The organism is Actinomadura sp. 7K534 (genome assembly GCF_004348575.1).
Classification (GTDB): Bacteria; Actinomycetota; Actinomycetes; order Streptosporangiales; family Streptosporangiaceae; genus Spirillospora; species Spirillospora livida.
Map to the genome: position 1 here is coordinate 39354 of NZ_SMKB01000009.1, position 23970 is coordinate 63323.

21 protein-coding genes and 4 tRNA genes are annotated in these 23970 nt (G+C 73.2%); 15 read left to right on the top strand and 10 right to left on the bottom strand.

Annotation, left to right across the window (positions count from 1 at the left end):
• Positions 1 to 20 precede the first annotated feature (20 nt).
• The 3 genes from E1266_RS03695 to E1266_RS03705 are packed head-to-tail and all read left to right on the top strand — an operon-like array spanning position 21 to position 4626.
• Positions 21 to 2054, top strand: coding sequence for an APC family permease (locus tag E1266_RS03695; RefSeq protein WP_132043714.1), 2034 nt, complete (start codon positions 21 to 23; stop codon positions 2052 to 2054).
• Entirely contained in the window at positions 2047 to 3387 is a 1341-nt protein-coding gene (locus E1266_RS03700; protein WP_207945400.1) for a class I SAM-dependent RNA methyltransferase, read from the top strand. Before E1266_RS03695 ends, E1266_RS03700 begins: the two co-directional genes overlap by 8 nt.
• Positions 3388 to 3441: 54 nt before the next feature.
• Positions 3442 to 4626 (top strand): GNAT family N-acetyltransferase, encoded by a 1185-nt coding sequence (locus E1266_RS03705; protein WP_243718209.1) that lies wholly within the window; start codon positions 3442 to 3444, stop codon positions 4624 to 4626.
• 24 nt (positions 4627 to 4650) lie between these two features.
• Here E1266_RS03705 and E1266_RS03710 read toward each other — a convergent pair whose 3' ends face one another.
• A complete protein-coding gene (locus tag E1266_RS03710; protein WP_132043716.1) occupies positions 4651 to 5676 on the bottom strand; it encodes a glycoside hydrolase domain-containing protein in 1026 nt (341 codons plus the stop codon).
• Positions 5677 to 5891: 215 nt separating this feature from the next.
• On the opposite strand from E1266_RS03710, the gene E1266_RS03715 reads away from it, so the two are divergent.
• Together E1266_RS03715 and E1266_RS03720 are read left to right on the top strand one after the other, a co-directional pair.
• Positions 5892 to 6431, top strand: coding sequence for a hypothetical protein (locus E1266_RS03715; protein ID WP_132043718.1), 540 nt, complete (start codon positions 5892 to 5894; stop codon positions 6429 to 6431).
• Between the two features lie 31 nt (positions 6432 to 6462).
• Positions 6463 to 7389 (top strand): LLM class F420-dependent oxidoreductase, encoded by a 927-nt coding sequence (locus E1266_RS03720; protein ID WP_132043720.1) that lies wholly within the window; start codon positions 6463 to 6465, stop codon positions 7387 to 7389.
• A gap of 92 nt (positions 7390 to 7481) precedes the next feature.
• Here the strand turns inward: E1266_RS03720 and E1266_RS03725 are convergent, their stop codons facing one another.
• Positions 7482 to 8312, bottom strand: coding sequence for a TIGR02452 family protein (locus E1266_RS03725; RefSeq protein ID WP_132043722.1), 831 nt, complete (start codon positions 8310 to 8312; stop codon positions 7482 to 7484).
• A gap of 106 nt (positions 8313 to 8418) precedes the next feature.
• On the opposite strand from E1266_RS03725, the gene E1266_RS03730 reads away from it, so the two are divergent.
• Both E1266_RS03730 and E1266_RS03735 read left to right on the top strand, forming a co-directional pair.
• Positions 8419 to 9828 (top strand): 3' terminal RNA ribose 2'-O-methyltransferase Hen1, encoded by a 1410-nt coding sequence (locus tag E1266_RS03730; protein WP_132043724.1) that lies wholly within the window; start codon positions 8419 to 8421, stop codon positions 9826 to 9828.
• Complete coding sequence (locus E1266_RS03735) at positions 9825 to 12377, top strand: polynucleotide kinase-phosphatase (RefSeq protein ID WP_132043726.1); 2553 nt, start codon at positions 9825 to 9827, stop codon at positions 12375 to 12377. The genes E1266_RS03730 and E1266_RS03735 overlap by 4 nt, the downstream gene beginning before the upstream one ends.
• Before the next feature lie 122 nt (positions 12378 to 12499).
• On the opposite strand, the gene E1266_RS03740 is transcribed toward E1266_RS03735, so the two are convergent.
• From E1266_RS03740 to E1266_RS03755, 4 genes are all read right to left on the bottom strand, one after another.
• On the bottom strand, positions 12500 to 12781 hold the full coding sequence (locus E1266_RS03740; RefSeq protein WP_132043728.1) for a zf-TFIIB domain-containing protein: 282 nt from the start codon (positions 12779 to 12781) through the stop codon (positions 12500 to 12502).
• 67 nt (positions 12782 to 12848) lie between these two features.
• The gene (locus E1266_RS03745; RefSeq protein WP_243718211.1) at positions 12849 to 13763 is read right to left on the bottom strand and encodes an aminoglycoside phosphotransferase family protein; all 915 of its coding nucleotides are present in this window, start codon (positions 13761 to 13763) and stop codon (positions 12849 to 12851) included.
• 35 nt (positions 13764 to 13798) lie between these two features.
• A complete protein-coding gene (locus E1266_RS03750) occupies positions 13799 to 15460 on the bottom strand; it encodes an AMP-binding protein (RefSeq protein WP_243718212.1) in 1662 nt (553 codons plus the stop codon).
• A gap of 208 nt (positions 15461 to 15668) precedes the next feature.
• Positions 15669 to 16178: an Lrp/AsnC family transcriptional regulator gene (locus E1266_RS03755; RefSeq protein WP_132043732.1), complete on the bottom strand. Its 510-nt coding sequence runs from the start codon at positions 16176 to 16178 to the stop codon at positions 15669 to 15671.
• Between the two features lie 105 nt (positions 16179 to 16283).
• Between E1266_RS03755 and E1266_RS03760 the strand changes: the two genes are divergently transcribed.
• The 8 genes from E1266_RS03760 to E1266_RS03790 all read left to right on the top strand — a co-directional run bounded on the left by E1266_RS03760 (position 16284) and on the right by E1266_RS03790 (position 20812).
• Positions 16284 to 17468, top strand: coding sequence for an MFS transporter (locus E1266_RS03760; RefSeq protein ID WP_132043734.1), 1185 nt, complete (start codon positions 16284 to 16286; stop codon positions 17466 to 17468).
• Between the two features lie 362 nt (positions 17469 to 17830).
• Positions 17831 to 18961 (top strand): mannose-6-phosphate isomerase, class I, encoded by a 1131-nt coding sequence (gene manA / locus E1266_RS03765; RefSeq protein ID WP_243718213.1) that lies wholly within the window; start codon positions 17831 to 17833, stop codon positions 18959 to 18961.
• A complete protein-coding gene (locus E1266_RS03770) occupies positions 18958 to 19869 on the top strand; it encodes an ROK family protein (RefSeq protein WP_132043736.1) in 912 nt (303 codons plus the stop codon). The genes manA and E1266_RS03770 overlap by 4 nt, the downstream gene beginning before the upstream one ends.
• 86 nt (positions 19870 to 19955) lie before the next feature.
• The gene (locus E1266_RS03775) at positions 19956 to 20270 is read left to right on the top strand and encodes a sigma factor-like helix-turn-helix DNA-binding protein (RefSeq protein ID WP_132043738.1); all 315 of its coding nucleotides are present in this window, start codon (positions 19956 to 19958) and stop codon (positions 20268 to 20270) included.
• A 222-nt stretch (positions 20271 to 20492) separates the two neighbouring features.
• Positions 20493 to 20577 (top strand) — tRNA-Ser (locus tag E1266_RS03780).
• 1 nt (position 20578) lies between these two features.
• Positions 20579 to 20651 (top strand) — tRNA-Met (locus tag E1266_RS37765).
• 13 nt (positions 20652 to 20664) lie between these two features.
• Positions 20665 to 20737, top strand: a tRNA-Arg gene (locus tag E1266_RS03785).
• 2 nt (positions 20738 to 20739) lie between these two features.
• Positions 20740 to 20812 (top strand) — tRNA-His (locus E1266_RS03790).
• Between the two features lie 34 nt (positions 20813 to 20846).
• On the opposite strand, the gene E1266_RS03795 is transcribed toward E1266_RS03790, so the two are convergent.
• From E1266_RS03795 to sigK, 4 genes are read right to left on the bottom strand one after another with little or no spacing between them, the layout of a single operon-like run.
• Positions 20847 to 21950, bottom strand: a complete 1104-nt coding sequence (locus E1266_RS03795; RefSeq protein WP_132043740.1) for an AAA family ATPase — start codon at positions 21948 to 21950, stop codon at positions 20847 to 20849.
• Positions 21947 to 22600 (bottom strand): nicotinamide riboside transporter PnuC, encoded by a 654-nt coding sequence (pnuC, locus tag E1266_RS03800; RefSeq protein WP_132043742.1) that lies wholly within the window; start codon positions 22598 to 22600, stop codon positions 21947 to 21949. The genes E1266_RS03795 and pnuC overlap by 4 nt, the downstream gene beginning before the upstream one ends.
• 41 nt (positions 22601 to 22641) lie before the next feature.
• Positions 22642 to 23385, bottom strand: coding sequence for an anti-sigma factor (locus E1266_RS03805; RefSeq protein WP_132043743.1), 744 nt, complete (start codon positions 23383 to 23385; stop codon positions 22642 to 22644).
• Positions 23382 to 23966: an ECF RNA polymerase sigma factor SigK gene (gene sigK, locus E1266_RS03810; RefSeq protein WP_132043745.1), complete on the bottom strand. Its 585-nt coding sequence runs from the start codon at positions 23964 to 23966 to the stop codon at positions 23382 to 23384. Before sigK ends, E1266_RS03805 begins: the two co-directional genes overlap by 4 nt.
• Positions 23967 to 23970 lie beyond the last annotated feature (4 nt).

Below are 23970 nucleotides of genomic sequence, written 5' to 3' on the forward strand. Positions count from 1 at the left end.
TGCGGCTAGAGTCTCCTTTCGTGTCCAAGCTTCCGGACCTCACGAAGCGGTTGCTCGTGGGCCGCGCGCTGAGCAGTTCCAAGCAGCACGAGCAGCTCCTGCCCAAGCGCATCGCTCTGCCCGTCTTCGCCAGCGACGCCCTGTCCTCGGTGGCCTACGCCCCGCAGGAGATCCTCATCGCCCTCGCGGCGGGCGGCCTGGTGATGTACAAGTACACGCCCTGGGTCGCCGCGGCCGTGGTGGTGGTCCTGCTGACGGTGGTCGCCTCGTACCGGCAGAACGTCCGGGCCTACCCGAGCGGCGGCGGCGACTTCGAGGTCGCCACGACCAACCTCGGCGGCAACTGGGGCCTCGTCGTCGCCAGCGCGCTGATCGTCGACTACACGCTGACCGTGGCGGTGTCGGTGTCGTCCGGCATCGAGAACCTCGGGGCGCTGCTGACGTTCATCCAGCCGCACGAGGTCCTCGCGGCGGTCGCGGTCCTCGCCGTGCTCGCCATCGCCAACCTGCGCGGCCTCAAGGAGGCGGGGATCGCGTTCGCCATCCCCACCTACCTGTTCATGACCGCGATCCTGGGCATGCTGGCGTGGGGCCTGGTGCGGCTCCTCGCCGGCACCGAGCTGAAGGCCGAGACCGCGGGCTATGAGCTGCGCGGGGACGAGGCCGACATCGCCGGTTTCGCCCTGGTCTTCCTGCTGCTCCGGGCGTTCTCGTCCGGCTGCGCCGCGCTCACCGGCGTGGAATCGATCAGCAACGGCGTGCCCGCGTTCCGCAAGCCCAAGGGGCGGAACGCCGCCACGACGCTGCTGCTCCTCGGGCTCGTGTCGATGACGATGTTCGGCGGCGTGACCGTCTTCGCCCACATCACCGACGCCAAGTTCTCCGAACCCGCGCACGGGAGCCACCTGATCGACCCGGCCACCGGCGCGGAGGTCACCGACGCCGAACCGGTGATCGCGCAGGTAGCGCACACTGTGTTCAGCAACTTCGGGTTCGGGTTCGCGCTGGTCGCCATCATGACCGCGCTGATCCTGTTCCTCGCGGCCAACACCGCCTTCAACGGCTTTCCCGTCCTCGGCTCCGTCCTCGCGCAGAACCGCTACCTCCCGCGCCAGCTCCACACCCGCGGCGACCGGCTGGCCCTGAGCAACGGCATCATCATCCTCGCCGTCATGGCGGGGCTGCTGATCTACGCCTACGACGCGTCCGTCAGCGCCCTGATCCCGCTCTACACCGTCGGCGTGTTCGTCTCCTTCACCGTCAGCCAGATCGGCATGGTGCGGCACTGGAACAGGCTCCTCGCCACCGAGCGGGACGCGGCGCAGCGCCGCCACATGAAGACGTCCCGGGCCATCAACGGCTTCGGCGCCACCCTCACCGGCATCGTGCTGACCGTCGTGCTGGTCACCAAGTTCACGCTCGGCGCCTACATCGTCTGCATCGCGATGCCGGTCCTGTTCCTGCTGATGAAGGGGATCAGGAAGCACTACGACCGGGTGGCCGAGGAGCTGGTGCCGTCCGGCGAGGACGTCGCGCTGCCCGCCCGCAACCACGGCATCGTGCTCGTCTCCAAGATCCACAAGCCGACGCTGCGGGCCCTCGCCTACGCCCGCGCCACCCGCCCCTCCACGCTGGAGGCGGTCACGGTGGCGGTGGACGCCGCGGAGTCCCAGCGGCTCCAGGACGAGTGGCAGGCGCTCGACCTCCCCGTCCCGCTGAAGATCCTCGACTCGCCGTACCGGGAGATCACCCGCCCGGTCCTCGCCTACGTCAAGAGCGTCCGGCGCAAGAGCCCCCGCGACGTCGTCACCGTGTTCATCCCCGAGTACGTCGTCGGCCACTGGTGGGAGCAGCTCCTGCACAACCAGAGCGCCCTGCGGCTCAAGGGCAGGCTGCTGTTCCAGCCGGGCGTCATGGTGACCAGCGTCGCGTGGCAGCTGCAGTCCTCCGACCGGCTCAAGGGGCGGGTCGAGCCGCCCGTGCCGGGCTCGTCCCGGCGTCCGCCGCGGGCCGGGGCGCGCCACGGTGGCGGTAGTGTTTCGGACCGTGACTGAACTGGAGCCCGACGTCCTGGAACTGGAAGTCGGCAACGTCGCCAACGGCGGTTTCTGCGTCGCCCGGCACGAGGGCCGGGTGGTCTTCGTCCGGCACGCCCTGCCCGGCGAGCGGGTGCGGGCCCGGATCACCGACCGCACCAAGAACTTCCTCCGCGCCGACGCCGTGGAGATCATCGAGGCGTCGCCGGACCGGGTCGAGCCGCCGTGCCCGTTCGCCGGCCCCGGACGCTGCGGCGGCTGCGACTGGCAGCACGCCTCGCTGCCCGCGCAGCGCGCGCTGAAGGCGGCCGTCGTCGAGGAGCAGCTGCAGCGCCTCGCCGGGATCACCCGCACGGTGACCGTCGAGGAGGTCCCCTATCCGGCGGACTCGGAGGTGATGCCGCCGCCCGGGCTCGGCTGGCGCACCCGCGTGCAGTTCGCGGTCTCGTCCGGGGCCGTCGGGCTGCGCAAGCACCGCTCCCACGACATCGAGCCCATCGACGAGTGCCTGATCGCCCACCCCGGCGTGGAGCTGATGGGCATCGAACGCAAGCGCTGGCCGGGCGCGTCGGGCGTGGAGGGCATCGTCTCCGCGTCCACCGGCGACCGCCTGGTCGTCCTGCGCGGCCGCGACCGGCGCAAGATCCGGGTGCCGCGGCTGGACGTGCCGGTCCGGCTCGTCCGGGGCAAGCCCGAGCCGGGCTCCGGCCTGCCCTACGTGCGCGAGGAGGTCTCCGGGCGGCTGTACCAGGTCAGCGGCAGCGGCTTCTGGCAGGTCCACCCCGGTGCCGCGCAGCTCCTCGCCGACGCCGTGGTCGAGGCCCTGGAGCCCAAGCCCGGCGACATCGCCCTCGACCTGTACTGCGGCGCCGGGCTGTTCGCCGGCGTCCTCGGCGACCGCATCGGGCCGGACGGGCTCGTCGTCGGCGTCGAGTCCGACGGCCAGGCCGTCCGGGACGCCCGCTACAACCTGCGCGACCTGCCGAACGTGTCCATCGAGCGCGGCCCGGTCGAGGAGGTCGTCGCTGAACTGGAGTTCGGCCGCGCGTCCGGCGGCGGGTCCCGCGCGCAGAACAAGCGGGGCGGCGGCCACCAGGGCGGCGAGCGCGTCCGCCGCGCCGACGTCGTCGTCCTCGACCCGCCCCGCGCGGGCGCCGGCCGCGAGGTCGTCGAGCAGATCACCCGGCTCGCCGGCCGCAAGATCGCCTACGTGTCCTGCGACCCCGCCACCCTCGCCCGCGACCTGGCCTACTTCGGCGAGCGCGGCTGGACGCTGGAGACCCTGCGCGCCTTCGACGCCTACCCGATGACCCAGCACGTGGAGTGCCTGGCCACCCTGATCCGAGGCTGATGCAGGGACCGGGCATCACGAAAACGGGTTGCGGGACGGCATAACGTGGGAACCGTGATCGAGATCCGGGAGATCCCCGAGTCGGACGTCGGCCGCATGGTCGACCTCGCCTGCCTGGTGTTCCACGTGCGCATCGAGAGCGAGGAGGAGCGCGACGGGTGGCGGGTCCGCCGCGCCGAGCGCATCGGCGCCTACGACGGCGAGGCGCTGGCGGGGCAGGTCGCGGCCATCCCGATGCGGCTCGCCGTGCCGGGCGCGTTCCTCGACTGCTCGGCGGTCACGTACGTCGGCGTCCTGCCCACGCACCGGCGGCGCGGCGTCCTCACCTCCATGATGGACCGCATGCACGCCGACGCGGCCGCCGCGGGCCGCCCGGTCGCGGTGCTCTGGGCCTCGCAGGGCGCGATCTACGGCCGGTACGGGTACGGCCTCGCCACCCGGGCGATCACCCTGGAGGTCGACTCCTCCCGGCCGCTCGAACTTCGCACCGTCCCCGACGAGCGTCCGCTCCGGCTGGTCGATCCGGACTCCGCCGCGGAGGTCCTCGGGCCCATGCACATGCGCGCCCTCGCCGCCCGGCCGGGCGGCCTCGTCCGCGACGACGAGTGGTGGCGGCGGGGCATCCTGCCGGCCGCCGACCCCGAGACCGCCCCCGGCTTCACCGAGCCGCGCGTCGTGGTCCACCCGGCGGGCTACGCCGTCTACCGGACCAACGAGGAGGGGACGGTCCGGGTCGTCGACCTCGTCGCCGAGACGCCGGCGGTGGAGGCGGCGCTCTGGCGGTATCTGGCGTCGATCGACCTGACCAGGCGCGTCCAGGCCACGAACCGCCCCGTGGACGAGTTGCTCCCGCACATGGCGGCCGACCCGGACCAGGTCGTCATCAAGAACGACGCCGGTGCGCTCTGGCTGCGGCTGATCGACGTCCCGGGCGCGCTGGCCGCCCGGTCCTGGGCGACCGCGGACACGTTCGTCCTGGAGGTCCGCGACGACCGCGTCCCCGCGAACGAGGGCCGCTGGCGCCTGGCCACCGGCACCGCACCCGCCTGCGACCGGACGGCCGCGGAACCGGACCTGACGCTGTCCGCCGCCGACCTGGCCGCCGTCTACCTGGGCGGGACGCCGGCGACCACGCTCGTCCGGGTCGGCGTGGTCACCGAGCACACTCCCGGCGCGGCGGCCCGGCTGGACGCGGCGCTGGCCGTCCCGCTGGCCCCGTACATGAACGACGACTTCTGAGGCGTCCGCGGGCCGCCCGGACCGCTATCTCCAGAAGAAGACCTTGGCGCTGCCGCTGGTGACGGCGGCGTCGGCGGTGCCGTGCTGGACGAGCTGGAACCGCACCCGGTGGTTCGCCCGCACGGTGTCTGCGGCCAGCCCGTACACCAGGTTGGTGCTGTCGCCGACGGAGACGAAGTCCTGGATGGGGCCGACCTCGAAATTGCCGGTGTCGTCCATGTTGACCTCCACCACGCGGGCCTGGACGAGGGTGCCCGCCGGGACGCCGGTGACCGTCGCGCCCACGGTGAGGCTGTAGCGGGCGGATCCGGTCAGGACGCTGGAGCCGCCCTGGTTCCAGTGCTGGTGGTGCTGGTCGGAGTACTCGGTCTCCCAGTTGACGTCCGTCCACACTCCGGGGGCGAGCCGCTGCTCGGTGGTCGTGCCGACGGACACGTAGTCGGGCATGTCGTCTCCCTCGGGCGAGACGCCGACGCGCCACTGCCCGTAGTCGTCTGCCATGGCGCGGTCGTAGTCGACGGCCGCGCCGTTGATGGTCTGCTCGTTGAGGTACTGCTGGAGCTGCGCGCGGGAGTCCCAGCGGCCACCCGACCAGGCGTAGGTCTGCCAGCCGTAGGTCGTCTTCCCGGCGTCGAAGGCGCGCTTCATCGGCCCGTAGCCGGCGTAGAGGCCGACCCGGCGGCGGCCGAGGACGCTCGCCGCGCCGTCGAGGTAGGCGTTGATCGCGGCCTGCTGGCTCGCGGACGCGTCCCAGTCGGCGGCGAAGTAGATGGGCCTGCCGTCCGGCATGCCGCAGGACTCGGCCTGCCGGGCGGCGTCCCTGGCGTCGGCCTCCCCGGCGGCCCGGCCGCCCAGCGGCCCGGTCTTGCTGTTCTGCCAGACGACCACGACCCAGATGCCCGCGTCCGACAGCTCCTCGGCCTCCGCGCGGGTCAGGTTCTTGCCGGACGTGTCGTGCGACAGGTAGCGGCACGCGAACTTCACCCCGGCGCGTTTCAGCGCGGCCACGCCGGGACGGCCCCACGAGTAGTCGACGCCGAAGACAGCCATCGGTGGACTCCATGATCGGTAAGGGGGTCATTGCCGATTCAACAGTGTGTGCCCCGAAGATCGCAGGAGATTCCATAGGAAGGTTCGTGAAACGCACGTCCGGGTGAGTCGTGACTGTCTGTGACGACACGCCGACATGACGTTATGAGAACGGCCGGTCGCTCGCTACAACGGACGGGTCCGGGAAGTAACCGACGGCCACGGAAGGTCTCATCGTGATCGTGACATGGAAGGAGCGCGGTCTCGTCCTGCTGGCGGCCGCGCCGCTGCTGGGCCTCGTGCCCATGGCGACCGGGGCGCACGCCGACGCGGGCGTGGCGCTCCGCACGGCCTCGCCCAAGGAGGACGTCCTGCCGGGAGGCACCTACGCATGGACGTTCAAGATGCTGGCCAAGGGCCCGGCGAAGTCCGGCAAGGCCGTCTTCCGGATGACAATGCCGAGACCGCTGGAGTTCGTGACGGGCACGAGGCACTGCCGGTCGAAGGGACGGAAGGTCGTCTGCCGCCTAGGCACGGTCAGGAAGGGCCAGAAGGTCAAGGGCGCGATCAAGGCCAAGGTGTCCAGGCGGGCCGACGCCGGGCAGAAGATCTCGGCACGCGGGACGGTGACCTGGGGCAAGGCGCGTGCCGCCCGCAGGTTCCCCGCGGTGCGCGTGGCCAAGGCCGCCGGCTTCCTCACGACCGAGGAGGCTCCGGCGACGGCCCGCGCCGCGGCGCCCGGGCCAGTCCACGACGGCGGGCCGAGGGGCGGCTAGGGCCGCTCCGTACGGGTAGCAAGATGGGACCATGAGACTTCGGATCTTCACCGAGCCCCAGCAGGGGGCGAGTTACGAGACCCAGCTCGCGGTCGCCAAGGCGACGGAGGACCTCGGCTTCGACGCGTTCTTCCGCTCGGACCACTTCGTCAAGATGGGCGACGTCACGGGCGAGCCCGGCCCGACCGACTCCTGGATCACCCTGGGCGCGCTCGCCCGGGAGACCAGCCGCATCCGGCTCGGCACGCTGGTGACCGCCGCGACGTTCCGGCACCCGGGACCGCTGGCGATCGCCGTCGCGCAGGTCGACCGGATGAGCGGCGGACGGGTCGACCTCGGCATCGGGACGGGCTGGTTCGAGCAGGAGCACACCGCCTACGGCATCCCGTTCCCGAGCCTGGGGGAGCGGTTCGAGCGGCTGGAGGAGCAGGTCCAGATCCTCAACGGGCTGTGGCGGACGCCCGCCGGGGAGACGTTCGCGTTCAGCGGCGAGCACTACACGCTCGTCGAGTCGCCGGCGCTGCCCAAGCCCGCCCAGGCGGGCGGCCCGCCGATCATCATCGGCGGGTTCGGGGCGAAGCGGACGCCGCGGCTGGCCGCCCGCTACGCCGACGAGTACAACGTCCCGTTCAAGCAGGTGGGGGAGACCGGCGAGGCGTTCGAGCGGGTCCGCGCGGCGTGCGCCGACGCGGGGCGGGCCAGGCCGCCGGTCTGCTCCGCCGCGCAGGTCGTCTGCTGCGGCCGGGACGAGGCCGAGCTGCGGCGCCGCGCCGACGCCATCGGGCGGGACGTGCCGGAGCTGCGCGAGAACGGCCTCGCGGGCACGCCCGGCGAGCTGGTCGACAAGATCGGCCGTTTCGGCGAGCTGGGCGCCGAGCGCATCTACCTGCAGCTCCTGGACATGCAGGACCTGGACCACCTGGAGCTGCTGGCCTCCGAGGTCATGGCGAAGCTCTGACCCCGCGGAAGCGCCGCCGCTCTCGTTGACCTGCGGCGTGTTGTTGTTCTGGCAGGCCGATGGCAACAACACGCCGCAGGTCACGGTTCGCGCTAGGCGAAGGCGGTCTGGAAGGCCGCGTGCCTGGGGGCGCCCTTGGCGGTGTCCCAGACCGCGAAGACGACGTGCTCGAAGCGGCCCGCGAACAGCCCGCCCGGCCGCAGCTGCTCGGCGAACACCTCGGCCACCTCCGCCGGGTCGTTGCCGAACACCCCGCAGCCCCAGGCGCCCAGGACCAGCCGGCCGTGCCCGTTGGCGAGCGCGACGGCGAGGAGCTTGCGGGCGCGCAGGTCGAGCACGTCCCGTATGCGCGCCGCCTGCGCGGCGTCGCGGATCGCGCCGCGGTTGGGCGCGGGCGACGTCAGGAACGTGACCTCGTACGGCTCCTCCAGGAGCCGCCCCGCGTCGTCGCGGAACACCGGGACGCGCGGCGAGTAGATCATGTGGTCGCTGTAGAGGAGGTCGCGCTGGGCGCGGTGGAAGTCGTAGTACTCCCGGGCCGAGCGCAGCGACTCGTACAGGCCGGACGAGCGGGCCAGCCCTTCCTCTTGGGCGTGCGCCCCGTTCAGGAACCCGCCGCCCGGGTTCTTCGCGGACGCGAAGTTGAGCGCGAACGGGACCTTTCCGGGTGCGCACAGCCGGCGCGCGGCGGCGAGGGTGGTCTCGCCGGTGACCTCGATCCGGGTGTCCGTTCCGGGGCCGGCGGCGGGGAGACGCTCCAGGAGGTCGTCCAGCTCGTCCGGCCGGTACAGGACGGTGCCCTGCACGGCCCGCGCCAGGCTCTCCGCGATCGGCACGGTGCGTCCGGAGGGCGCCGGGTAGTCGCCGCGCTCCATGATGGCCACGGTCTCCTGCGCCGTCATCCGGCGGGGATGTCTGCTCATATCGCTGCAAAGTCTCTCGACGCCAGGAATGGCGGGCAAACCGTTTTCGTGATCGTCCGCCGGAAAACAAATGGGGAGATCCGGCGCGGTCCGCCAGACTCGTGGGGTGCTTCTGACGATCAACACCCGGATGAGCCGGGCGACGGACCTGGGGTTCCTCCTGCACAAGCACCCTGACCGGGTGCAGCGGTTCGAGCAGTCCTTCGGCACCGCGCACGTCTTCTACCCCGACGCGGACGACGAGCAGTGCACGGCCGCCCTGCTGCTGGACGTCGATCCGGTCAAGCTCGTGCGCACGCGCGGAAGGGGCACCCCGGACTTCTCCCTCGGCCAGTACGTGAACGACCGGCCCTACGCGGCGTCGTCGCTCCTGGCGTCCGCGATGGCGAACGTGTACCGCACCGCCATGCGCGGCCGCTGCGACCTGCGCCCCGAACTGGCGGAGGCGCCGATCCCCCTGGAGATCGTCCTGCCGGCGCTGCCGTGCCGCGGCGGGGCCGCGCAGGCCGGGCGGTTCTTCGGGCCGCTCGGCTGGGAGGTGTCGGCCGTGCCCGTCCCGCTCGACCCGGAGTTCGCCGAGTGGGGCGACTCCCGCTACGTGACGCTCACGCTCACCGGCACGCTGCGCCTCGCCGACGCGCTCAACCAGCTGTACGTGCTGCTGCCCGTCCTCGACGACGCCAAGCACTACTGGATGGCCCCCGACGAGGTCGACAAGCTCATCCGGGCGGGGGAGGGCTGGCTGGCCTCCCACCCCGACCGCGCGGCCATCACCCGCCGGTACCTCGCCAACCGGCGCGGTCTCGTGCGCACCGCGCTGGGACGCCTCGCCGACGCCGAGGACGCGACCGACGAGGCCCTCGACCCCGCCGAGGTGGAGGAGGAGCCGCCGGCGGAGGCGGACGAGAAGTCCGTCCCGCTGGCCGAGCACCGCCTCCAGGCGGTCGTGCAAGCGCTGCGCGACGAGAACGCCCGGCGCGTCATCGACCTTGGGTGCGGCTCCGGGAAACTGATCTCGCGGCTGGCGAAGGACGACTTCTTCAGCGAGATCTCCGGCGCCGACGTCTCGCACCGGGCGCTTACCCACGCGTGGCGGCGGCTCGGCTGGGACAAGCGGCCGCGCCGCGAGAACGACCGCGTCACGGACGTCTTCCAAGGCGCGCTCACCTATGCCGACGCACGGTTCCGCGGCTACGAGGCGGCCGTGCTGATGGAGGTCATCGAGCACGTCGACCCGCCGCGCCTCGGCGCGATCGAGCGGGTCGTGTTCGGGGACGCCTCGCCCCGCGTGGTGGTGGTGACGACCCCGAACGTCGAGCACAACGTCCGGTACGAGGGGCTCGCGCACGGGGCCATGCGCCACCCCGACCACCGGTTCGAATGGACGCGGGACGAGTTCCGCGCGTGGGCCGGCCGCGTCGCCGCCGCGCACGGCTACCGCGTCCGGCACGTTCCCGTCGGCGCCGAGGACCCCGAGGTTGGCGCGCCGACGCAGATGGGGGTGTTCACCCGATGACCGAGATCCGCGTTCCCGACATGGGGCTCGTCGTGCTGGTCGGCGTGAGCGGCTCCGGCAAGTCGTACTTCGCGCGCAAGCACTTCAAGCCCACGCAGGTGGTGTCGTCCGACTACTGCCGCGGTGTCGTGTCGGACGACGAGAACGACCAGTCCGCGACCGGGGACGCGTTCGACCTGCTGCACTACATCGTGGCCAAGCGGCTGCGGCGCGGCCTCCTCACCGTCGTGGACGCGACCAACGTGCAGAGCAAGGCGCGCCAGTCGCTCCTCCAGATAGCCAAGGACCACGACGTGCGGGCGGTCGCGATCGTGCTGGACGTCCCCGAGGGCGTCGCCGCCGAACGCAACGCCGCCCGCCCGGACCGGGACATGCCCGCCCACGTCATCCCGCGGCAGCGGCGCGAGCTGCGGCGCGGGATGCGGACGCTGGAGCGCGAGTTCCGCCGCGTCCACGTGCTGCGCGGCGTCGCGGAGATCGACGCCGCGACCATCGCCTACGAGAAGGCGTGGAACGACCGGCGGGAGCTGACCGGCCCGTTCGACATCGTCGGCGACGTCCACGGCTGCCGCGCGGAGCTGGAGGACCTGCTCACCGGCCTCGGCTACGAGATCGAGCGGGACGCGGCCGGACGCGCCGCCGGGGCGAGCCACCTCGGCGGGCGGACCGCGGTGTTCGTGGGGGACCTCGTCGACCGCGGCCCCGACTCGCCGGGCGTGCTGCGCCTCGTCATGGGCATGGTCGCCGCGGGCGCCGCGCTCTGCGTCTCCGGCAACCACGAGGCGAAGCTCGTCCGTGCGCTGCGCGGACGCAGAGTGCGCCTCACGCACGGGCTCGCCGAGTCGATGGAGCAGCTCTCCGCCGAGGCCGAGGAGTTCCGCGACGGCGCGCTGCGCTTCATGGACGGGCTCATCAGCCACTACGTCCTGGACGGCGGACGCCTCGTCGTGGCCCATGCCGGGCTGAAGGAGGAGTACCACGGTCGTGCGTCCGGACGCGTCCGGTCGTTCGCGCTCTATGGCGACACCACAGGGGAGACCGACGAGTACGGGCTGCCCGTCCGGTACCCGTGGGCGCGTGACTACCGGGGCAAGGCCATGGTCGTGTACGGGCACACGCCCGTCCCAGAAGCGGAATGGGTCAACAACACGATCTGCCTGGACACCGGCGCGGTGTTCGGCGGGAAGCTGACCGCGCTGCGCTACCCCGAGCGGGAACTGGTGTCCGTCCCCGCCCAGAAGGTCTGGTACGAGCCGGCGCGCCCGCTGACCGCCCCGGCGGGGCCCGGCGCCGCCCATCGGGAGGACGACATCCTCAACATCGAGGACGTCCTCGGCAACCAGGGGGTCGAGACCCGGCTCATGGGCCGCGTCGCCGTCCGAGAGGAGAACGCGCTTGCCGCGCTGGAGGTGATGAGCCGCTTCGCCGTGGACCCGCGCTGGCTCGTCTACCTGCCGCCCACCATGGCGCCCGCCGCCACGTCGTCGCTGCCCGGGTACCTGGAGCACCCGGCCGAGGCCCTTGCCGCGTACCGGGACAAGGGCGTCGCCCGCGTGGTGTGCGAGGAGAAGCACATGGGCTCGCGGGCCGTGGCCGTCGTGTGCCGCGACGCGTCGGTGGCGGCCGGCCGGTTCGGCGTGCAGGACGGGACGACCGGCGCCCTGTACACCCGCACGGGCCGCTCCTTCTTCCGCGACCCGTCCCGGACGGCGGAGGTGCTGGACCGGCTCCGCGCGGCGATCGGCGCCGCCGGCCTCTGGGACGAACTGGACACCGGATGGCTCGTCGTCGACGCCGAGCTGATGCCGTGGTCGGCCAAGGCCATGGACCTCATCCGCACCCAGTACGCGGCGACCGGCGCCGCGGCCCGCGCGGCCCTGCCGATGGCGTCCGGCGTCCTCGCACGCGCGGACGGACGCGGGCTCGGCCTCGGCGACCTCCGCGAGCGCATCGACCGGCGCGCCGCGAACGCGGCGCGCTTCCGCGACGCCTACGCGCGCTACTGCTGGACGGTGGACGGCCTGATCGGGCTGCGCCTCGCCCCGTTCCAGATCCTCGCGGGGGAGGGCCGCTCCTGGGCCGCCGAGCGGGACCACGAGTGGCACCTGGCGATGGCGGAGCGGCTGGCGGGCAACGACCCGAGCGGGCTCCTGCGGCCGACGGCCTCGGTGACCGCCGACCTGGCCTCGGCCGAGTCGGAGGCCGCCGTCACCGCCTGGTGGGAGAAGCTCACCGCGGCCGGCGGCGAGGGCATGGTCGTCAAGCCGCTGGCCCCGCTCCCGGAGGACCGGCGGGTCCAGCCCGGCGTCAAGTGCCGCGGCCCGGAGTACCTGCGCATCATCTACGGCCCGGACTACGCCGAGCCCGCGAACCTCGACCGGCTGCGGGGCAGGTCGCTCGGCCGCAAGCGGTCGCTGGCGATGCGGGAGCACGCGCTCGGCGCCGAGGCGCTCGACCGGCTCACCGGCGGGGAGCCGCTGTGGCGGGTCCACCAGGCGGTCTTCGCCGTCCTCGCGCTCGAATCCGAGCCCGTCGACCCGCGCCTCTGAGGGATCCGGACCTCAGGAAGGGCGCAGACGCACGGCCCGCCACCTGGGGACTCCCGAGGGGGCGGGCCGTGGGAAGCCGTCACCCGGCCGGCCGCGTGCGGCGGCTCAGGTCGTGAAGCGGCTCAGGTCGTGAAGAGCATGTGGAACACACCCGGCTGACGGCGGTAGCCGTGGTGCCCGCCGTGGTGATGGTGGTGCACCGCCGGGGCCGGGGCGCTCGCACCCCATCCCGGGGCCGCGGCGGGAGGCGGCGTCGGCGCCGCCCGGTACTGCGACTCCATCTGGGCCAGGGCCTCGAGCTCGCCGTAGTCGAGGAAGATCCCCCGGCAGCTGTCACATTGCTCGATGTGGACGCCGCTGCGGGTGTAGGTCCGCATCACGCCACGACACTTAGGGCAGTGCATCGCCTTGTCATCCTTCCGGTGTGGATCCCCAGGTAGAGGCTAAATGTAGGGCAGGTTCCGCGCCACGTCATGCCGTGTCCCCCGCCGCGGATATTCTCGCGCAGGCGTCGACCATCGCCTGCTCCGGTTCATCGAGCGGCCGATCTTCCCTTCTGGCGGATATGACGCACGTGGCGGCTATCTGGATCGCAAGACTTCGCGCCGGAATGTCCAGGTCCTCCCATGGATCGCCGACGGCGGGCACGGCCGGGCCGCCCGCGGCCTGGTACGCGCCAAGGAAACGGCTCCAGTCCTCCGGGTGCAGGACGCCCGCCGAGTAGAGCGCCGCGGGCCGGGCCAGGTCCCAGGCGGGATCGCCTCTGCCGAGGTCCTCGATGTCGATGAGCCGCCACCGCCCGTCCGCGGCGCGGACCATCTGGCCGAGATGCCAGTCCCCGTGGATGAGGCGCTCCGCCGTCCCGGGCGGCTCCTCGCACTCCCCGCGTATCCAGGAGGGGAGGGTCGCGAACGCCCGGCGGACCTCGTCCTCGGCGGGCCCGTCGGCCAGGCGCGAGACCAGGCGCGCTATGCGGGCGGGACGCCCCCAGGACGGCGCGCCGGCCGGAACCGCCGCGGAGTGGAGCTCCGCCAGGAGGCGTGCCCCGTCCTCCCAGGGGAGGTCGCCCTGCGGGTCCACCGGCTCTCCGAAGGGGGAGACCGTGACCGTCCGGCCGTCCACGCTCAGCGGGAGCCCCAGCGGCCCGACCAGGACGCGCGGCAGGGTGCCCGCCAGCCGTATCCGCTCCAGGAAGCGCGGCCCGTGGTCGCGGTCGGCCTGGTGCGCCTTCACCACCACGTCCCCGACGCGGACCACCAGCACCCCGTGCCGGTCGTACAGCGTCACCCCCTCCGGGGTGGGCTCGGCGGGCGCGCCGCCGGCCGAGCCGCGCCCGATCTCGACGAGCCGGGCGAACAGCTCCGGCTGGACGGTCTGGATGTGCACCCGCCCAGTAAACACCCGGCGCGGGCCGCGCCCGGCTACGTCGCCTGAGCGGAGGAGTCGAGGACCTCGTCGCGGAGCCGCTGCCGGATGACCTTGCCGACGAGGCTGCGGGGCAGATCCGTGCGCGGGCGGAACTCGTCCGGCACCTTGTAGTGCGAGAGGTAGCGCTTGCAGTGCCGCCGCAGCTCGTCCGCCGAGAACGGGTACGCGGGGTGCTCCACCACGTGCGCGATGATGCGCTCCCCGCGCCGGGGGTCCGGGACGCTGACGACGGCGCAGTCGTGGACGGCGGGATGGCGCCGCAGGACCTTCTCGACCTCGCTCGGGGCGACCGTGAACCCGCTGACCTTGATCATGTCGCGCAGGCGTTCCAGGATGGTGAGGAAACCCTGCTCGTCCATCACGGCGATGTCACCCGTGCGCAGCCAGCCCTTCGAGAGCGCCTGCGCGGTCGCGAGCGGCGCGTTCCAGTAGCCGACGAACACCTGCGGCCCCCGCACGACGAGCTCGCCGGGCTCGCCGGGCGGCAGGACCTTCGTCGGCTCCTCCGGGTCGACGATGACGACGTCGGTCATGGGCAGCGGCAGGCCGACGGTCAGGTTCCGGGCCCGGCCGTCCAGCGGGTTGCCCGCGACGGCCGGGGACGCCTCGGTCAGCCCGTAGCAGTTGATCAGGCCGCGGGCGCCCAGCCGGCCGAGCCGGTCGATGGTGCCCTGCCCCAGCCCCATCGCGCCCGAGATGTAGACGCGCAGGGACTGCAGGTCGGACGGCTGGAAGCGCGGGCTGTCCAGGACCTTCTCGTACAGGGTCGGGACGCCGGGGAAGATCGTCGGCCGGTACCTGCGGATCGCGGTGAGCACCCGGTCGCCGTCGTAGCGGGGGAGCAGGACCACCGCCCCGCCCGTCATCATCGGCGCGACGAGGCAGCTCATCAGCCCGAACGAGTGGAACAGCGGCAGCACCGCCAGCGTCACGTCCGCGCCGGGCCGCCCGCCGACGTCCCACGCGTGCTGCTGGCACGCGTTGGCGATGAGGTTGCGGTGCGTCAGCATCGCGCCCTTGGGGCGCCCCTCCGTCCCGCCGGTGTACTGGATGGCCGCCAGGTGCCGGGACGGCTCCAGCGGCAGCTGGGCCACGCGCCGCCGCGGGACCCGCTGCAGCTCCTTGAACGGGACGACGCGCGGGTCCGGGGGGACGTCCGCGGTGATGGCCGCGCGCCGCCGCTGCATCTGCACCAGCGGCAGCCGCAGCGCGATCTTCCGGGACGTGGGCAGGTAGTCGATGAGCGACGTCACCACGATGTGCTCAAGGGGCAGCTTGGCCTGGACGGCCTTCACCGTGGCGTAGGAACGATCCAGCACCACCGCCACCCTGGCGCCGCAGTCGGCGAGCTGATGCAGCATCTCCTCTTCGGTGTACAGCGGGTTGTGCTGCACCACGATCGCGCCGCGGCGGAGGACGCCGAAGAACGCGATGACCTGCTGCGGGCAGTTGGGGAGGATCAGCGCGACCCGGTCGCCCGGCTGGACGCCGAGCCGGTGCAGGCCGTCGGCGAACCTGTCCACGGCCTCGCGCAGGTCCCGGTAGCAGATCTCCCGGCCGAAGAAGATCAGCGCGGGCCGGCGCGGGTAGCGTTCCGCGGCGTCGTCGAGGAGTTGGGTGACCGGGATGTCGGGGATGTTGAGATCGCCGGGCACACCGGGCTGGTACGACCGCCGCCACGGAGCAGATCGTTGTGACGAGTGCCACATAGAATACGATTCAATCATCAATCGGGCGTCCGCGCCGCCGCTTCAAGATCTTTAGGTCCGCCCCCGCCCCGCGGCGGACCGCGCGGCCGGGACAGGGACCCGGGCCCCCGAACATACTGCATCGACCCCGCCTGGCGAAGGCCCGCACGCTCCCTCACGACGGCCGCTCCCGCCCGCGCCTCCAGCCCGCGGAGGCGGTGACCGCGCGGGCGCCGGGCACCGGCGGCTCGACGGGACGGCCCTCGAAGGCGGTCGACAGCACGATGTGCGAGTTCATCTCGCCGTGCTCGCCGAGCCGTTCGAGCAGCCCCTCCAGATGCGGCATCGACGCCACCCGCACCTTCAGCATCGAACACCAGTTGCCGCTGAGCTTGTGGACCTCGGTGACCTCCGGCAGGTCCTCGGCCTCGGTCGTCTTCAGCAGGCAGCGGCCGTGGGCGCAGCGCATCTGCACGAAGGCCGTCAGCGGCTGCCCGGCCCGCGCCGGATCGACCCGCGCCCCGTAGCCGGTGATCACACCGGACTCCTCCAGGCGGCGCACCCGCTCGGCGACCGCCGGGGAGGACAGGCTGACCCGCCGCGCCAGCGCGTTGAACGACAGCCTGCCGTCCCGCTGGAGCTCGCCGATGATCCGCCAGTCGGTCTCGTCGAGTTCCCGATTCATGTGAAAGGCCCTCCCGGTGGAATGCCTTTCAAACTAGAGGTGGAAGCGGCTGAAGACCAGGATCTGCCCATTCCTTTCGCAGATCATGATTTCTAGCGTTAAGGGATGCTCCTCCATGCGAAGCGGTCGCGTCCGATGGCCGCCCTGTGCTCGGGCACCGCCCTGATGAACGCGTCCATGGCCGTCACCAGCGCCACCGGCACCCTCGTCGCCGCCGACCGGCTCGGCGCGGGCTGGGGAGGCGTGCCCGTCACGGCGGGCATCGTCGGGACCGGCCTGGGCGCCCTGCTGCTGACCCGGCTCATGAGCCGGACGAGCCGCCGCGGCACCTTCGTCCTCGGCTACGCGGCCGCGGCCGCGGGAGCCTGCCTCGCCGCCGTGGCCGTCGCGCACGGCGACATCGCCGGCCTGTGCCTCGGGATGCTGCTGCTGGGGCTCGGCAACGCCGCCGCCCAGCTCTCCCGCTACGCGGCGGCCGATCTGCACCCCGCGGGCCGGCGCGGCTTCGCCATCGGGCTCGTGGTGTGGGCCGCGGCCGCCGGGGCGGTCGGCGGCCCGCTGCTGCTCGATCCGGCCGGCGCCGCCGCCGGCCGCTTCGGCCTCCCGGCGCTCACCGGCCCCTTCCTGCTGGCCCTGGTCACCTGCGCGGCCGCGGCGGCCGCGATGGCCGCGGCGCCGCGCGGCGGGGCGGTGCTGCGGGTCGCACCGCCGCCGCTGCGCACGCTCGTCACCACGCCCGTCGCGCGTTCCGCGCTGGCCGCGATGGTGACGGCGCAGGTCGTCATGGTCGCCGTGATGACCGCCGCGCCGCTGGACATGCACATGCACGGCGACGGCCTGGGCGCCGTGGGGATGGCGCTCTCCGCGCACACCCTCGGCATGTTCGCGCTGTCCCCGGTGACCGGCCGCCTGGCCGACCGGTTCGGCACCCGCCCGGTGATCCTCGCCGGCCTGCTCACGCTGGCGCTGTCCACGGCGCTGGCGGCGGTCGCCACGGGCGATCTCGGGCGTCCCGTGGCGCTGTTCCTGCTCGGGTACGGGTGGAACCTGTGCTTCGTCGGCGGCAGCGGCCGCCTCGCGCGGGACCTGCCGGAACCGGTGCGGCCGCACGTCGAGGGCGCGGTCGACGCCGCCGTCTGGACGATCGCGGCGGCGGCGAGCCTGCTGTCGACCGTCGTGCTGTCGGCCGGCGGGTACGCGGCCCTCGCCTGGGCGTCGTGCGTGCTGGCCCTGCTGGGCACGGCGAGCCAGCGCCGCCCCGATCGCGCGCCGTCCCCCGGACGGGGCTGAAGGGGCTTAGAAGCCCGGAAGGGCTCAGATGCGGCCGGTGCCGCGGCAGACGTTGCACGTCTCCCCGGTCGCGGTGCTGGTGCCGGTCCCTTTGCAGCCGGGGCAGCCGCGTGTCGCCGGCTTGTTGTGCTTGCCCACGTTTACCCCCCGGCCCATCTTAAGGCTCGCCGGGCATCGGGCCGATGCAGACTGGAGCGGGCGGCGCGAACCACCCGGCCGAAGCGGTCGAGTCGCGGTGGCTGAGTCCATGGGGCACCGCGCCCTCTACCCTGAGCAGACTGATCAAGGAGGGACCGGCCATCGCTGCACACGGGAACACACCGGCCGCGGGGCCGCGCCACCGCGCCGCGGGTGCGCGCCCCATGACGGCGCCGATGCCGCTGACGACCCCGATCCGCCCGTACGACTGGGGGTCGCGCACGGCGCTGCCCGGGCTGCTCGGCACCGAGCCGACCGGGGGCCCGCAGGCCGAGCTGTGGGCGGGCGCGCATCCGGCGGCGCCGTCGTCGGTGGACGGGACGCCGCTGAACGTGCTCATCGACGACGACCCGGTCGGGATGCTGGGCGCGGCCTCGGTGAAGCGCTTCGGGCCGGCGCTGCCCTACCTGCTCAAGGTGCTGGCCGTCGAGAAACCTCTTTCCCTCCAGGTGCACCCGACGATGGCGCAGGCCGAAGCGGGATTCGCCGCCGAGGAGGAGCGCGGCGTCCCCCTCGACCATTTCACCCGCGCCTACAAGGACCCTTACCACAAGCCGGAGATGGTCTGCGCGCTGACCGATTTCCACGGGCTCTGCGGCTTCCGCGAACCCGCCGGTACCGCGGACCACCTGGAAAGCCTCGGCGTACCCGAACTGCGCCCGTGGATCGAAACGCTCCGCGCCGAACCTCCCGGGGACGCCCTCCGCACCGTCCTCGCGCAAATGCTCGACGAGAAGTCCCGTCCGATTCTGGCCGCGGTCGAACCGGCCCTGACCTCCGTCTATGCCGATATCGCCCGCGCCCACCCGGGTGATCCCGGCGTCCTCGCGGCGCTGCTGCTCAACCATGTCGAACTCGCGCCCGGCCAGGCGCTCTTCCTGGACGCCGGCGTCCCGCACTCCTATCTGCGCGGCCTCGCGATCGAGGTCATGGCCAATTCCGACAACGTGCTGCGCTGCGGTCTCACCGGAAAGCACGTCGACGTCCCGGAACTGATGCGGGTGGTGAGTTTCGTCCCGTCCGTGCCCGCCAGGGTCGAACCCGCGGCCGGATTCCGGTACTGTCCCAATACGGATGAATTCTCCCTTATCCGGCATGACCTGACCGCCGACCCGGACGAGCTGCCGCCCGGCCTTCCCCAGACGCTGCTGTGCCTGGAAGGCGAAGCCCACCTCAGGACAGACCGCACCTTGACCCTCACCCGAGGCGAAGCCGCCTTCATCCCCGCCGGCGCCCCCGCCGTCCGCCTCACCGGAAGGGGCGTGCTCTACCGCGTGATCCCCGCGATCCCATGACCGTCCTCGCCCTCGACATCGGCGGCACCAAGTTCGCGGTCGCCCGCGTCGCCGCCGATGGAACGTTCCTAGACCGCGCCGAGCACCCGGTCGGCCAGTCGCCCACCGCCACCCTCCGCGGCCTGGTCGCCGACTTCGCCGGCCCCGGCCTGACCGGTGTCGGCATCGGCTCGGCGGGCCCCATCGACGCGGCCGCCGGCACGGTCAGCCCGATCAACATCCCCCGCTGGCGAGACTTCCCGCTGGTCGCGACGGTCCGGCGCTTCGTCCCCGGCGTCCCGGTCTCCCTCGCGGGCGACGCCCAGTGCATGGCCCTCGGCGAATGGTGGCGCGGCGGCCGCACCAGCTCGTCCCTCCTCGGCATCGTCGTGTCGACCGGCGTCGGCGGCGGGCTCGTCATCGACGGCCGCCCCTGGACGGGCCGCACCGGCAACGCCGGCCACATCGGCCACGTCATCGTCGACCCCGGCGGCGAACCCTGCGTCTGCGGCGCCCGCGGCTGCCTGGAGACGATCGCCTCGGGCCCCGGCATGGTCCGCTGGGCCCTCGCCCAGGGCTGGACGCTCGCCGCGGGCCGCCCGGACGCCAGGGCCCTCACCGCCGCCGCCCGCGGCGGCGCCCGCATCCCCCTCGCCGCGTTCCGCCGGACCGCCGCCGCGCTCGGCACCGCGATCCTCAACACCGCGGCCGTCCTCGACGTCCGCGACGTCGTCATCGGCGGCGGCGTCTCCGCCGCCGGCGACCTCCTCCTCGACCCCCTCCGCGACACGGTCGCCGAGCGCGCGGGCATGCCCTACCTCCGCGACCTGCGGATCTCGGCCACCACCCTGGACCGCGACGCGGGCCTCCACGGCGCCGCCGCCCTCGCCCTCCTCACCGCCGGCGAGCCCCTCCGCGAACCCTCCTGACCGCCCCCCGCATCTCAGCCTCAACGCTTCCTTAAAGCGGGCATAAGTGGGGGGCCGCGGGGCGGATCCGGTGCGAAATTCGTGTCGTGGCACTCGGGCCTGCCCGCCTCCAGGGGCGGCGGGCCGCTCGCTGGAAGGAAGGACAGCGGATGGGCAAGCACACCGGTTCGTTCGCCCCCGGCCTGCCGGGGGAGCGGATGCGCCCCGCGGTGGTGGCCCGGGCCTTCCAGACCCTGCCGTCCGTGCACCGCGAGATCCTCACCGAGACGGTCTTCCGGGAGCGCTCGGTCAACGAGGCCGCGGCCTCGCTGGGGGTCCCGGTGGACGTGGTGAAGGTCCGCGTCTACCACGCGCTCCGCGCCCTCAACACGGCGCTCGCCGCCCCGCGCCCGATGGTGTGAGGCCCGCGCCCGCGAAGCCCGTCCGACTCGGCGCCCGTTTAAATGGGTTGCCCGCGCGGGAAGCGCGGCGGCATCATCGGTGTTGTCGATAGCGAGACCGAAAGGGGAGGGAAGATGCGCAGTCATCGAATGCACAGCCTTTCCGGTCTCGGGAGCCGCGCCCGGACGTGACCCTCACGTTCGCCGACCGCCCGCAGACCGTGGGCGGTCTTTTCGTTTTCCGGAGGGTTGGCCGAGTGGTAAGGCAGCGGCCCGCTAAGCCGTGGTCAGGGTCATCCCTGCGCGAGTTCGAATCTCGCACCCTCCGCGCCGAGTAGGGACGCTGGTGCGTCCGGCGGCCTCATAAGCCGCGGCAGGCAGGTTCGATTCCTGCACTCGGCACGTCGGAAGACACGTCTCCGTGGCGCAGTGGAGAGCGCGCCGGGTTGCGGACCCGGAGGACGCAAGTTCGAATCTTGCCGGAGACACGGCCTTCGTAGTGTGGTGGCATGCACGCCAGGTTGTGGTCCTGGAGGTACTCGGTTCGATTCCGGTCGAAGGCCCTTTATCAATTCCGGACATCGCCGGCTCCGTCGCCTAGAGCGGGGCGTTGAAGGTCCAGCCTTTGGCGAGGAGGGCGTCGGTCGCCGCAACGGCGGCGGCCAGGCGGTGCTCATGCGGGCCTGTGACGACGAGGTGGGGCAGGCCCCGTTCTTCGAGTTCTTCCTGGAAACGTTCCGACATCCACGACCGGATGGATTCCCCGTCGCGCCAGCCGTCCTGCTCGAACGGGACGCCCTCGGGTGACGTGAGGATCCACAAGCGGTGCGGCGTGCGCTCGTGCACGGCCTCCACCTCCGGGGCCGGGGTCCCCAGGTAGCGCTCGTGCCAGAGGGCGGTGGCGAACGCGTCGGTGTCGCAGACGAGGAGCGGGGAACCCGACCGCGCGGCGGCGTCCTCCAGCGCAGCGTGGCGCTCGGCGATCAGGGTGAAGTCGGCGGACTCCCACTTGAGGGCGTCCAGCCACAGCGAGGCGTCGCCGGCGGCGCGGCGGGCCGCGGCCAGCTTCTCCTCGGTGAACGTGCGCCCGTACTCCGGCACCCAGCGGGTGGCCGCCCAGACGCCGCCCCGCCCGGCGTAGTGCGCGGCGAGCGCGCGGGCCAGCGTCGTCGTCCCGGTCGACTCGGCGCCCACCACCACGACCCGCCGCGCCAGGTACGCCCGGACGGGCGGCGACAGGAACTCCCAGGCGCCCGCCGGGTCGGCCCGGACGGCGGTGCCGCTGACCGGGAAGCGCTCGCGCGGCGGATCCACCGGGACGTGGACGGCGGAGAACCGCTCCGCCAGCTCCGGCCCGTACGCCTCGGAGCTGAACACCGCGTCCACCGGCGGGACGGGCACGCCGAGTCCCGACCGCATCGCGAGGCCCGCCCGGAACGCGGCGACGTGCGCCGACCAGAGCTCGTCCGACCCGTAGTCGATCTCGGCGTCGTCCACCACCGGGAAGACCTCCACGTGCGGCTGCCGGTGCGCCTCGCGCAGCCACGCCGTCCGCAGCGGGAGGGGGATGCTCTCGACGCTGGAGGCGGCGACGACCACGCTCAGCCGCGCGCACGCGGCCGCGGCGGCGTCGATCAGGTGGTGGTGGCCGGCGTGCGGCGGGTAGAACTTGCCGATCACCAGCCCGTGCGCGTACGTCATGCGGCGGCCACCGCGGGCTCGCCGGCCGCGCGGGCGCGGAGATCGCGGTGCCAGGCGCGCAGGCCGAACACGCACAGCGTCAGGAAGACGACGTACAGGACGCCGGTCAGCTTCAGGTCCTTGTGGAAGTACAGCGGGATGTACACGAGGTCCGCGATGATCCACAGCCACCACGACTCCAGCAGCTTGCGCGACTGGCCGTAGACGGCCATGAGCGAGATGGAGGTGGTGAGGGCGTCCCAGAAGGCCACCGTTGAGTCCGTCCAGACCGACAGCGCCCAGGTCAGGATCGCGGTGGCGGCCGCGCCCGCGCCGAGGAGGGCCGCCCACTCGCCGCGGCGCGTGCGCCTGACCGGGAGGTTGTCGCGGCCGTCTCCTCCGTACAGCCACATCCACCACCCGTAGAGCTGGAGGCCGATGTAGAAGACCTGCAGCCCGGAGTCGGCGTAGAGGCCGCCCTCCAGGAACACGAGGCCGAGCAGCATCACGTTGGCGATGCCGATCGGCCAGTTGAGGATGTTCTGCCGGACGACGAGCCACACGTTGACCGCGCCGGTGCCGAAGCCGAGCAGCTCCGCCCACGTGGTGGGCACCGTGCCCACGTGGAAGGCGGGGTCGAGGAGGGGACCGAGCGGGACGTTGACCGGCATGCTCGCAATGATCACATCTCGTCAAAGAGACGACAAGGGGTTTACGCGGGGCTGAGCAGGACCAGCGGCGTCGTGGTCGGCCGCGCCGACCCGCCGGCGGGCTCGACGGTCACGCCCAGCCGGTCGGCCGGGCGCCACGTCCCGGCGACGACCGGGCGGTCCCGGTCGCCCGGCAGCAGGCCCGCCGACCGGGGGCCGGCCGCGTCGATCAGCCAGAGCTGGTACGCCCGCGAGGAGGGCAGCGTCCGCAGCCCCGAGGCCGCCACGACCACCCGGCCGCGGGACGCGGACGCGACGATCGTCACCGTCCCGCCGCCCGTGGCGCGGCCCGTCGCCGAGCGCGCGTCGGGCGCGGCCAGGACCGACGCCACCTCGCGCTGGGCGGCCTCCGTCCGCGCCGCCCGCTGCCGCTCGCCGACCGCCACGCCCACCGACGCGGCCGTGACCAGGCACGCGGCGGCGGCAAGCCCGGCCACGGCCGCGCGGCGCCACCGCTTCGGGCGCAGCGTGCGGACCCGCGCGCCGCGCTCCGGCTCCTCATCCGGCACGGCCGGTGGAAGCTGCCGGACGTGCCGGATGCCGGCCAGCACCCGCTCCCGCACCCGCGGCGGCGGAGCCTCCGCGGCCGCCATGGCGAGCCGGGCCGTCGTCGCCCGGAACTCGCGCAGCTCGGCCGCGCAGCTCTCGCAGCCGTCCAGATGCGCCTCGAACAGCCGCCGCTCCCCGGCGTCGTCGATCGCGTCCAGCGCGTACGCCCCGGCGAGGGTGTGCGGGTCGCCGGTCATCGTTCCACCCCCAGGCAGTCGCGCAGCCGGATGATCCCGTCGCGCATCCGGGTCCGGACGGTGTTCGGCGGCGCGCCCACCAGCCGGGCCACCTCCCGGTAGGAATGCCCGCCGTAGTAGGCGAGCGTCACCGTCTCGCGCTGCAGGCGGGTCAGCGTCCCGAGGCAGCGGCGGACCCGCTCGTGCTCCAGCCGCGCCTCGACCCGCTCGCCGACCGGGTCGTGGGACGCGCCCGGCCCGTGCCCCGCCGCCGCCTCCCGCTCGCCCGCCGCCTGCTCTCGGCGGACCCGGTCCACGGCCCGGCGGTGCGCGATCGTCATGATCCAGGCCGGTGCGCCGCCGCGCCGCGGGTCGTAGCGGGCCGCGGTGCGCCACACCTCGATCATCACCTCCTGGGTCACCTCCTCCGACATCGCCGGATCGCGGACGATCCGCCGCACCAGCCCGTGCACGGGCGCGGCGACCACGTCGTACAGCCGCTCGAACGCGCGCTCGTCGCCACGCGCCGTCCGCTGCAGCAGCGCGTCGGCGTCCTGCCCGGACAGGGTGCCGTCCCCGGGCGGTCTCGTGTCCGGCGGCATGGCC

Bases quoted from the DNA above. Each gene is read 5' to 3' on its own strand.
- E1266_RS03760 (WP_132043734.1), top strand. From the start codon at position 16,284: ATGCTCCTCCATGCGAAGCGGTCGCGTCCGATGGCCGCCCTGTGCTCG.
- E1266_RS03725 (WP_132043722.1), bottom strand. From the start codon at position 8,312: ATGAGCAGACATCCCCGCCGGATGACGGCGCAGGAGACCGTGGCCATC.
- E1266_RS03720 (WP_132043720.1), top strand. From the start codon at position 6,463: ATGAGACTTCGGATCTTCACCGAGCCCCAGCAGGGGGCGAGTTACGAG.
- E1266_RS03755 (WP_132043732.1), bottom strand. From the start codon at position 16,178: ATGAATCGGGAACTCGACGAGACCGACTGGCGGATCATCGGCGAGCTC.
- E1266_RS03805 (WP_132043743.1), bottom strand. From the start codon at position 23,385: ATGACCGGCGACCCGCACACCCTCGCCGGGGCGTACGCGCTGGACGCG.
- sigK (WP_132043745.1), bottom strand. From the start codon at position 23,966: ATGCCGCCGGACACGAGACCGCCCGGGGACGGCACCCTGTCCGGGCAG.
- E1266_RS03770 (WP_132043736.1), top strand. From the start codon at position 18,958: ATGACCGTCCTCGCCCTCGACATCGGCGGCACCAAGTTCGCGGTCGCC.
- E1266_RS03710 (WP_132043716.1), bottom strand. From the start codon at position 5,676: ATGGCTGTCTTCGGCGTCGACTACTCGTGGGGCCGTCCCGGCGTGGCC.
- pnuC (WP_132043742.1), bottom strand. From the start codon at position 22,600: ATGCCGGTCAACGTCCCGCTCGGTCCCCTCCTCGACCCCGCCTTCCAC.
- E1266_RS03740 (WP_132043728.1), bottom strand. From the start codon at position 12,781: ATGCACTGCCCTAAGTGTCGTGGCGTGATGCGGACCTACACCCGCAGC.
- E1266_RS03795 (WP_132043740.1), bottom strand. From the start codon at position 21,950: ATGACGTACGCGCACGGGCTGGTGATCGGCAAGTTCTACCCGCCGCAC.
- E1266_RS03735 (WP_132043726.1), top strand. From the start codon at position 9,825: ATGACCGAGATCCGCGTTCCCGACATGGGGCTCGTCGTGCTGGTCGGC.
- manA (WP_243718213.1), top strand. From the start codon at position 17,831: ATGACGGCGCCGATGCCGCTGACGACCCCGATCCGCCCGTACGACTGG.